This window comes from Anaerosporobacter sp. (assembly GCF_031551385.1).
Taxonomy (GTDB): Bacteria; Bacillota; Clostridia; order Lachnospirales; family Lachnospiraceae; genus Anaerosporobacter.
In genome coordinates, this window is the sequence record NZ_JAVBNS010000289.1 from 23,775 (window position 1) to 33,560 (window position 9,786).

The 9,786-nt window shown below is 37.2% G+C and carries 8 protein-coding genes; all 8 read right to left on the reverse strand.

All coding sequences use genetic code 11. The features are described from left to right. Nucleotides 1-181: 181 nt before the first annotated feature. Entirely contained in the window at nucleotides 182-703 is a 522-nt protein-coding gene (locus RMR19_RS21395) for a hypothetical protein (RefSeq protein WP_310605541.1), read from the reverse strand. 190 nt (nucleotides 704-893) lie between these two features. Beyond that, nucleotides 894-2,603 carry an allophanate hydrolase gene (locus tag RMR19_RS21400; RefSeq protein ID WP_310605542.1) on the reverse strand — a complete coding sequence of 570 codons (1,710 nt, stop codon included), beginning with the start codon at nucleotides 2,601-2,603 and terminating at the stop codon, nucleotides 894-896. Between the two features lie 18 nt (nucleotides 2,604-2,621). Next, a complete protein-coding gene (biuH, locus tag RMR19_RS21405) occupies nucleotides 2,622-3,305 on the reverse strand; it encodes a biuret amidohydrolase (protein ID WP_310605543.1) in 684 nt (227 codons plus the stop codon). Between the two features lie 72 nt (nucleotides 3,306-3,377). Further along, on the reverse strand, nucleotides 3,378-4,559 hold the full coding sequence (locus RMR19_RS21410; protein WP_310605544.1) for a BMP family ABC transporter substrate-binding protein: 1,182 nt from the start codon (nucleotides 4,557-4,559) through the stop codon (nucleotides 3,378-3,380). Between the two features lie 38 nt (nucleotides 4,560-4,597). After that, on the reverse strand, nucleotides 4,598-5,512 hold the full coding sequence (locus RMR19_RS21415) for an ABC transporter permease (RefSeq protein WP_310605545.1): 915 nt from the start codon (nucleotides 5,510-5,512) through the stop codon (nucleotides 4,598-4,600). Beyond that, nucleotides 5,509-6,507, reverse strand: a complete 999-nt coding sequence (locus RMR19_RS21420) for an ABC transporter permease (protein ID WP_310605546.1) — start codon at nucleotides 6,505-6,507, stop codon at nucleotides 5,509-5,511. The genes RMR19_RS21415 and RMR19_RS21420 overlap by 4 nt, the downstream gene beginning before the upstream one ends. Beyond that, complete coding sequence (locus tag RMR19_RS21425) at nucleotides 6,504-8,045, reverse strand: ABC transporter ATP-binding protein (RefSeq protein ID WP_310605547.1); 1,542 nt, start codon at nucleotides 8,043-8,045, stop codon at nucleotides 6,504-6,506. Before RMR19_RS21425 ends, RMR19_RS21420 begins: the two co-directional genes overlap by 4 nt. Next, nucleotides 8,029-9,786: PucR family transcriptional regulator (locus RMR19_RS21430; RefSeq protein ID WP_310605548.1), on the reverse strand; the 1,758-nt coding region annotated here is incomplete at its 5' end. The genes RMR19_RS21425 and RMR19_RS21430, both read right to left, overlap by 17 nt.

Consider the following 9,786-nt stretch of genomic DNA (forward strand, 5'->3'; position numbering starts at 1 on the left):
TTTTATCCACTTTGAATTTATTGTTTTTTGCCGACACTGTCACTGTTCACAACAACCATCTATACCAAAGGAATACGGCATAGTACAAGGCTTAGGATTGAACAAACCCCATTTCAAACGCAAAAATATGACAAGCAATCCACGAAACTGCCTGTCATATAACATACTTTGTATCGAACTTTTACTGATTCACTCTCAACAACACCATCCCACCAACCGACCGCAATGTAAGACTTCCATTATCAAGATTCCATGCACTTGCCCTTACTTCTTGACTTTGGTCCTTATATGCCTCTACGGTTTCGTCTGGATTTCCTAATAACTCCGTAATCTTTTGAAGCCACTCATCATATGTCCCTGACGTCGGTGTAATTGACATATCCATAACGTTTCCGTCCTCCAATGACAAAATCATGGATAATATCTCACCAAACAGATTCAAACTGTATCTTCTTAGAACGATTGCGTTGCTATTCTCATCAATCGTTTTTGTACCATAACCTAAAACACTGACAACTTCCTCATCCGTATCGCCCATTATGGACATATATTTTTCTAACATTTCCAGTTCTGACAGTTTTTTATTACTAGGGGTATCAATCGCTGGAGTATCATTTTCTTCCTTTTTGTTTTCAGATGAACAGCCAGTGAAACTCCCTATCACACACATGATTATCATTAACAACAACGTTTTTTTCTTCATAATCATTGCTCCTCTATCGTCAAATATATCAATCTATACTATGCATTTCACAAGCATCACTTGGGAAACTGCTTAGATAAATAGTTACAAATTTTTCAACCTATTCATATATTCTCCGATAGAGAAGCAATCTATTCGGATATCCTCGCTAGTTTATCTTTCCATTCTTGTTCTTTTAAACCAATCGAATTTATACTACATATCTCCAACCACCATACAAAGTGATATCTTCTCCTAACTGTTGAGACATCTGTCCAATAAAGCCGATTACTTCACTTCCATCTTCTAATTGAATCTTTCCTAATGCAAGTGGTGCTGGAACTTTCGCTATAAACTTGCCAAATTGATTTACTGGAATATCCCAAATTTCAACTTCTAACTCGCCACCTTCATTATCTTTTACTAAAACAGGTTTCTTAGGGTTTGAGTTCATCATATACATCTTATAATATGGTGCAGTTTTTGAAATTCGATTATATCTTGCTCCTAACTCAGTAAGTTGATGTTCCAAACAAAAACCTTTCATATGAAGACCACATACTGCAATTTTCATTGTTTCTGTATCTTCAAATGCAAATGCAAAACCTTTCAAATAGTCCTCCGCATTTGCTAAAGAGAATGCAGTAATGCCAAATGGCACATCTGGTGTTGCAAAATCTGACGGTATCGCAATTGCTGCCATATTGAGCAAGTTGCAGTGATTTGTATATAACCCCATATTACTATTTGTCATAATCGGATTCTCTCGCACCTCTTCTCTTGTGTATGTTCCCCCACAAGTCGGCATAACAAGAATTGCATCCTGCATTAGCTCCTCCGAGATACTTTTATATTGTTGTAATTTATGCATCGCTGTAAACACGGATGCAGCATCATACTCTTCCTTACATGCGCACTCAAGAATTCCTTTTGTAACTGGGAAGATATCTTCACTATGAGCAAGAACAAATTCACGCAAATCTGCCCATCGTTCTGCCACCCACGGTCCATCATATAAGATACTTGCACTATCTGAAAATATTTTGCAATCCACATATTCTATTGTAATTCCCAACTCTTTTACTCGCTTTACTGTCTTCTCCCACGCTACTTCATAGGCTTCCTTGTACACACCATAAAATTTAGGTTGCTTATCTGGAAGTAATATTTTCTTTGGTAATCTTGCTTCTGGTCTTTTTAAATCCAAGCTCCATTCATCGTTATCATCTTTGCCACGAACAACGTCATCAATCTTATAGGCATCTTCCATTGTACTAGAAAATACAGTTATGCAGTCAATACTTGCACAAGCTGGTACTAAACCATATTTTGACCATGCTCCAATACTTGACTTGTATCCTACTATGTTATTCAAGGCAGCAGGCACTCTTCCTGAACCGGCAGTATCTGTTCCCAGTGCAAACACAACTTCACCAAGTGCCACACTTACTGCCGAACCCGAACTAGATCCTCCACTTATCAATTCCTGCTTTATACTGTTATGAGTCTCTCCATACGGACTTCTTGTACCAACTAATCCCGTTGCAAACTGATCCAGATTTGTCTTTCCCATTGGAATTGCACCTGCTGCAAGCAAACGTTCTACAACCGTTGCATTTTCTTTCGCTTTATAGGCATATGCGGGACAAGCTGCCGTTGTTTCAATCCCTTCCAAATCAATATTATCTTTTATCGCAAATGGAATTCCCCATAACGGCAGACTCCTATCCATATATTCTAATTTATCAACATACTTTTTAATTGTTTCTCTATCTAACGCTGTAATCCAAATATTATATTCTTTATTCTTTTCTCTTCTGTCTAATAACTCGTCGATTACTTGATTTGGTGTCACACCTTCATTTTCATACTGTTTCTTCAGCCATGAAATGCTTATTCTTTCTGGAAATCTAATTTTCATGTTCTCTCAACCCCCGAATTATAATGCCTCTAGTACTTGTATCACTTTCTGCGAATCAGAAACTGCACCAAATACACCACCTTGCATTGTTACCATCTTGAGTGCTGCCAAATGATTTTCATAATCGGTAGCCCCTGTACAGTCTTCTAAAATCAGACATTCGAAGCCACGATCATTTGCCTCACGCATTGTTGTATGTACACAAACATCTGTTGTAATTCCCGTAAGAATAATATTTTCAATTCTCTTGTTTCTAAGGATTAATTCTAAATCGGTTGCACAAAAACTTCCTTTTCCCGGCTTATCAATTATAATTTCGCCTTCCCTCGGATATAGTTCAGGAATAATATCCCAACCTTTTTCTCCACGCACTAATATTCTTCCTTTCGGGCCTGCTTGTCCGATTTCTGCACCAATATTAGCACTCCTCCAACGTTTATTCTCTGGTAAATCAGATAAATCCGGTTTGTGCCCTTCTCTTGTATGAATAATTGTTAATCCTTCTATTGTTCTTGCCACTTCAAGAAGTTCTTTAATTGGTTCAATTGCCCTTTGTGTAAGTGATATGTCATATCCCATTGCATCAACATATCCACCTTCACCACAGAAATCCGTCTGCATATCAATTATTATAAGAGCTGTGTTATCTGCTCGTAACTCACCGTTATATGGCCATTTATATGGGTTTGCTTCTATATACATAATATCTGTCCTTTCTTTTTCCTATGCAGCTAATTTATTAAACTAGCTGCATATCTTCTTACTAATTTATAGTTACTTAATACTTCCAATTACGCCTTCTACAAAGTAGTCCATAGATTCTACTTCATCGAGAGTAAGTCTTTCTCCTTCCTTAACGAGAATACTTCCATCCTGTTTACGAATTTCGCCTTCAAATGCATAGATTTCACCAGAAATCATTTTTTCTTTTGTTTCAAGAATTAGTGCCTGCACATCTTCTGGTACACTCTTTCCAAATGGAGCGATATCGATAACGCCCTCTTTCAATCCTCCACGATATTTTCCATCGTAGATACTTCCATCAAATTTTTCATCTAACGCTGTTTGTGTCATATCGATAAATAGAGGACCCCAGTTCCATACTGCTCCTGTCAACCACGCATTTGAGGCAAGTTCGGAAGCATCAACATGATTACCAGTTGTATAGATTCCTGCATTCTCACATATTTCAACGATTGTTTTCGTACTATCCTGATGTTGAGAAATTACATCGATACCACCATCAATTAATGTGTTTGCTGCACTTGTTTGTAAAGCTGGGTCAGACCAGTCACCAGTAAAAATTACGGTTGTTGTTACCTCTGGATTTACGGATTGTGCTCCTAATTGAAATGCATTGATATTGTCTAACACTTGTGGAATTGGAAATGATGCAACAAATCCAAGTTTATTTGTCTTCGTACAGCTTCCGGCTGCTATACCCGATAGATAGAAACTTTCCCATACTGTTCCAAAGTAAGTACCAAGGTTCTCTGATGTCTGCAATCCCCCTTGATGATAAAAAACTTTATCTGGATACTCCGCTGCAACTTCCATTGCCGGCTCAAGATGTCCATATGATGTTGGGAATAACACTTCAGCTCCTTGCTGAATCATTTGCTCCAAAACACGAGATGCCTCTGCCGTCTCTGGAATATTCTCCGAACGAATTACTTCAACTTTATCACCAAAATACTCTTCGACTGCCACACTACCCTCATAAGCTGCTTGATTATAACCATAGTCACTCTTAGAACCAACAAAGATAAAACCAACTTTAACTTTCTTATCGGAACTTACTGTTTGCTCTTTTGTTTCTGAACCACTTGCTGACTCGCTGTTCGCTGAATCCTTGTTCGCCTTACTATTATCTGCTTTACTACTACAACCTACACTCGACAAAACCATTGTGAGGCATAAACCTAATGCTACTAATTTGTTCATTTTCTTTTTCATAATTTTCTCTCTCCTTTTTTGTTATCAAAACTATATATTTACGAGTTAGATGAACTCTCAATAATCTTTTTCAGTTCATTTGGCATCGGTTGATATTTCTTTCTTGATGATATGAATAATGCGACCAATGTAATTACATATGGTAACATCATCAAGATAAATGGCGATATTTCAACGCCTTTTTCCTGTAATATGGACTGCAACGCTTGCGCCCCGCCAAATATATATGCTCCTATTACTGCTTTTCCTGGGTTGTATGCTGCGAGAACTACTAATGCTGTTGCAATAATTCCCCTACCATTTGTCATTCCATCTGTCCATGTATGCGTATAGGCAATTGCTAATTGCGCTCCTCCAATTCCTGTTATCATACCTCCTAAAATTACGCCAATATACGCCATTCGCTTCGGGTTTGTTCCATAAGAATACACAACAGATACGTCTTCTCCAGTTGCCCTAAGTTTTAATCCAAATCGTGTCTTATACAAGAGATAACATAAGAATGGACAGAGGATATAGGATAGATAGGTGAGTAAGTCCTGATGAAACAATGCTTGCCCTATAATAGGAATCTTACTTAATAGAGGAATCTCTATCTTTTTAAATCCCTCAACTGCCGCACTAACATAATCTCTACCAAAGAATGCAGTTAGCCCTAATCCCAAGAACATAATTGCCAACCCTGTTGCTAGTTGATTCGACTTTCTTGAAAGTACTAAGTATGCGTGAAGTGCTGCCATACAACCACCTGCAATCATTGCAAAAACAACACCAAGTATTGGTGAACCTGTCTGGTATGCAACCGCATAAGCTGCTAATGCTCCAACAATCATACAACCTTCTGTTCCTAAGTTAATAACACCAACACGTTCTGTAACCGTTTCACCTAATATTCCATACAATACTGACGTTCCCGATGCAACTGCACCAGAAAATAATGTTTCTAACATCATTTCTTCTCCCCCTTTCCCTTCCAAAGAATCGCAAGTAGTACCATTGCCATAAGAATCTGTGTAGATGCTGATGGAAGCCCACTGTTAATCTCAAGTACATTGCCAGCCACTGATAGAAACCCGATTACTAACGAAGTAATAATTGCTGCTAACGGATTATTCCATGCCATCCATGCTGCCAAAAATCCATAATATCCATAGTTTGTACCCGTTGTTGTTCGTAATCTTCCTTCTACTGCTGAAATCTCAATCATACCTGCAAGCCCTGCTATTGCTCCTGATACAAGCATTGCACAAAACTGTACTTTCTTAACTTTATACCCTGCATGAATTGCAGCCTGCGTATTTCCTCCAATTACACGTAACTGATAACCTATTGATGTCTTTTTAAGAACATACCAAGCTCCAACTGCCACTACTAGTGCTATCATAATTCCAATACTAACCTTACCTGTGATTGTAGGAAGCTTTAGGCTATCTGCAATCTTTGGTGACATGGGATAGCTAAATGCATCTGGATCTTTTAACTTCCCATATACCGCTACACTTACAACCAAATATGCAATATAGTTCATAATAACGGTTGTAATTGTTTCATTCATATTTGCTTTTACTCTTAATATCGCTGCAATTCCACTCCAACATAAACCACCTAACATACCTGCTAATGCCATACAGAGTAAACCTATTATACTTGGCATATCTCCAACGAAAAATACTGCTGTATATGTTGCAAACAATGCGCCAATTACAAGTTGTCCCTCTCCTCCAACATTGACTAGTCCCGCCTTTGCTGATATTGAGGTCGCAACTGCAACTAAGATAAGTGGTGTTGATTTAATAATGACCTCTCCAATTCCATAACTATTTGTGAGAGATGATGTAATCATACTTGTATAGATTTCAATTGGATTCACGCCTTGTGTTATAAGAAATATTGCAAATACTACTAATACTGCCAATATAGGTGCTACACCTTTACTTACTTGTTTCACTTTGCTTTCCCTCCAATCATTCGTTCACCTATCTCTAGTGGTGTAATTTCTTGAGGATTATATTTTCCCAATACTTTCCTATCTGCTACTACTATAATTCGATCTGATACTTTGAATATCTCCTCTAAATCTTCGGATACCAATAATACCGATGCTCCTTCGTTTCTCAATCGAACAAGAGAATGATGCACCATTGACACCGTACCTACATCTAGCCCTCTACTTGGATAACTCGCAAGTAGTACTTTCGGTTTCTTCATAAGTGCTCTAGCAAGTACAGCTCTTTGAATATTACCACCTGATAGCGTTCCCATCATGCGTTGTACCTCTGGAACTCTTAACTCTTTCAATTCCTTTGTCTGCTCAACTTCTGATGATATTGTCCTCCAGTCAACTCCTGCTATTGTTTTCTTCATCTCCACTCCTGCTAAAGGAAAATGTTCTAGTATACTCATGCCTGGGACAACATTGTCTCTTTTGGGATCTTCCGATATCAACGCAATTCCTTCCTTGATTCGTTCTCCCACGGTAGCATGGACCATCTCTTTCTCATTCATAATAAGACTTCCACTATAAGCCTTTCTAACTCCGAATAGCGTTTCTAGTAGTTCTTTCTGACCTCTGCCAGAGATTCCTGCAACTCCTAGAATTTCTCCCTGCCTTAACTCCAAATTGATATCCTTGATAATCTTACGACCTTGCTCATCAACTACAGTTAAGTTTTTGCATGTAAGTGCAACCCCTTCTTCCTTGCAAGGTTTCTTATTAAGTGCATCATGAAATTCTATATTTAGTTCCTCTTCTCCCATCATCTGTGCGATTAATCGGTCTTTATCAAATCCATCTTCTCGTCTAACCGTCTGCGTTATTTGCCCTTGACGCAAAATACTGATAATATCAGAACAAGCCATTACTTCATGCAACTTATGTGTGATTAATACAATGGATAATCCATTTTCTCTAAGAATCTTTAACATCTCTATAAATGCTTCCGCTTCATGATGGGTTAATACACTTGTCGGTTCATCAAAAATCAATACTCTCATATCACCCATAAGCATTACCTTTATGATTTCTACCCTTTGTCTCTGCCCTAAATCCATTTCCCATACATACATATCCGGGTCAATTGGAATCTTATATGTATTCGAGATTTCTAGTATCTTCTTTCGTAATTCGCCTACTTTCTCTTTCTGCCTCTCTTTCGGCAATGCCAATCGTATATTTTCTAATGCCGTAAATGCTGGTATTAAGCGAAAATCTTGGAAAACCATACCTATTCCAGCCGCAATTGCCCTTGAGGGTTTCAATGAAACTTTCTTTCCTTTTATCTTGATAAATCCCTCCGTTGGTTTATAGACTCCATAGAGCATCTTCATCAATGTTGATTTCCCTGCTCCATTTTCACCTACAATTGCATGGATTGAACCTTCGTAAAACGCTATATTGATTGCCTTATTTGCTACAAAGTCTCCAAACTGGATTGTCAAATTTGAAGTTTCTACTATGGGTTGTTGTTTGCTAATTATTTCTTCCATTTGCATTCTCCTTATATTCTATTGCATCCAGCTTTAATGCAATCTGCAATTGTAATTTTGTCTCTACATGGTCAATATCTATTTCCAATATATTTTTTACTTTATCCAATCGATACATCATCGTATTATAATGAATATATAGATGTTTACTTGCCTCTTTCGCATTTCCACCAAGCTCATAATAAGTAATTAATGTCTCTAATAATTTTGTATTATTCTTCACATCATATTCCCGTATCGGTTCTACAAACCGCTTAATATAACTATGTACTTCTGGATGGTTTGGAATAAGCGATAGTATCGTATATATTCCAAGGTCTGAATACCGTATAATATCACCCTTTACCCTACACTTAAAACTAATCTCTTTCATCTTTTTCACCTCTCGATATGCAACAGATACTAGATTAATTGGCTGTGGATTACTTAATATTACTACCAAGTTTTCGCCAAGTTCTATTCTCAACTCCTGCAATAATTTTTGCAGAACTATCTGCGGCACTTCCTCTTGAGTTGACTCCATAATGATAATTACCTCTCCACCATCTACCGCTATTAAAAATTTGACTTTTAATCGATAAAAATGATACTGCATTCGGCTCATCTGTTCCTTTATTGTCTTATCATTTTCTTTTCCTCGAAACGATACAATAGCAACTTGGTATTTTCCTTCTGCATTTAACGAGATTCCAAATTCCTTTGCAAATAAAACGATGTCAAGCTTATCAATGATTGCTCCCTTTAACCAGTCTAACAAAAATCTGTCTCTATATTGATTCAACTGTTTTTTTAGGAGGTTACTATTTCGAATCTGTAATGAAATGATTGGTATAATATTCTCTATTACTTTTCTTTCAATTGTTGATAGTGCTTGCTTTTCCTGATGGATTAACATATAGATACTGTGGTTTTCTTTTTGATAAAAGGGAATGATGTAATACTTCTTTGTTTCTATATTATCTCTTGCTAAAACAAGCAACTCCTCTATCTCATTCTCACTGTATTCCTGTTTTTCATAAGATTGTTGATTCCAATACCCTTGTTTCTTTTCCTCATTATCTGTAGTATTCCAATACTCTTTTGCATATATTTTTTTATAAGAGTTATCCACAATCATTAGATTTCGTTTCAGTTCTTTGCACAATGTTGTTAACATATCCTCTATTGTTGTTGTATTACTAAGTTCAGATAGTAATCGATCTGTCTGCTCTTGTACTTTCCAATAGGTATTCATTGATTTATAGGAAATTGCCTGAATGGTTTCAAACACAATATCCGAGAACACGGCATTGGCATGTAGTTCTATTACAAAAATCCCAACTTCATTTGCCTTATCAATCATGTCCTTTGTAATCGTATCAATATAACGTTTTGGCTTAATTGCAATTCCTGCGATGCCTTTCTCTGCAAATTGTTCCAGCAGATTCACCAACTGGCTTAGGTCATCTCGAAATGGAAATGCTGTTGTAATTAATACATCTGCAGGCCGTAGCCAATCAATAATATCGGGAACTTCAATAACATTCGCTCCTTGAATCTTATTATTAAGGCTTTCCTCTCCCGTAAGTACTCTACATCCTTCCATTGATGGAAGATTAATAAAGTCCCTTCCACGTATATAATTCGTATTCTCTTTTCCTTTGTTTTGTACCATACGCACCATCTCTCTCTTCATCCAAAGCGCAAAATGATTTTTAACGACAAAAAAGGCACTATCAACTTTGATAGCACCTTCGCTGTT

Bases quoted from the DNA above. Each gene is read 5' to 3' on its own strand.
- RMR19_RS21395 (WP_310605541.1), bottom strand. From the start codon at position 703: ATGAAGAAAAAAACGTTGTTGTTAATGATAATCATGTGTGTGATAGGG.
- RMR19_RS21400 (WP_310605542.1), bottom strand. From the start codon at position 2,603: ATGAAAATTAGATTTCCAGAAAGAATAAGCATTTCATGGCTGAAGAAA.
- biuH (WP_310605543.1), bottom strand. From the start codon at position 3,305: ATGTATATAGAAGCAAACCCATATAAATGGCCATATAACGGTGAGTTA.
- RMR19_RS21410 (WP_310605544.1), bottom strand. From the start codon at position 4,559: ATGAAAAAGAAAATGAACAAATTAGTAGCATTAGGTTTATGCCTCACA.
- RMR19_RS21415 (WP_310605545.1), bottom strand. From the start codon at position 5,512: ATGATGTTAGAAACATTATTTTCTGGTGCAGTTGCATCGGGAACGTCA.
- RMR19_RS21425 (WP_310605547.1), bottom strand. From the start codon at position 8,045: ATGGAAGAAATAATTAGCAAACAACAACCCATAGTAGAAACTTCAAAT.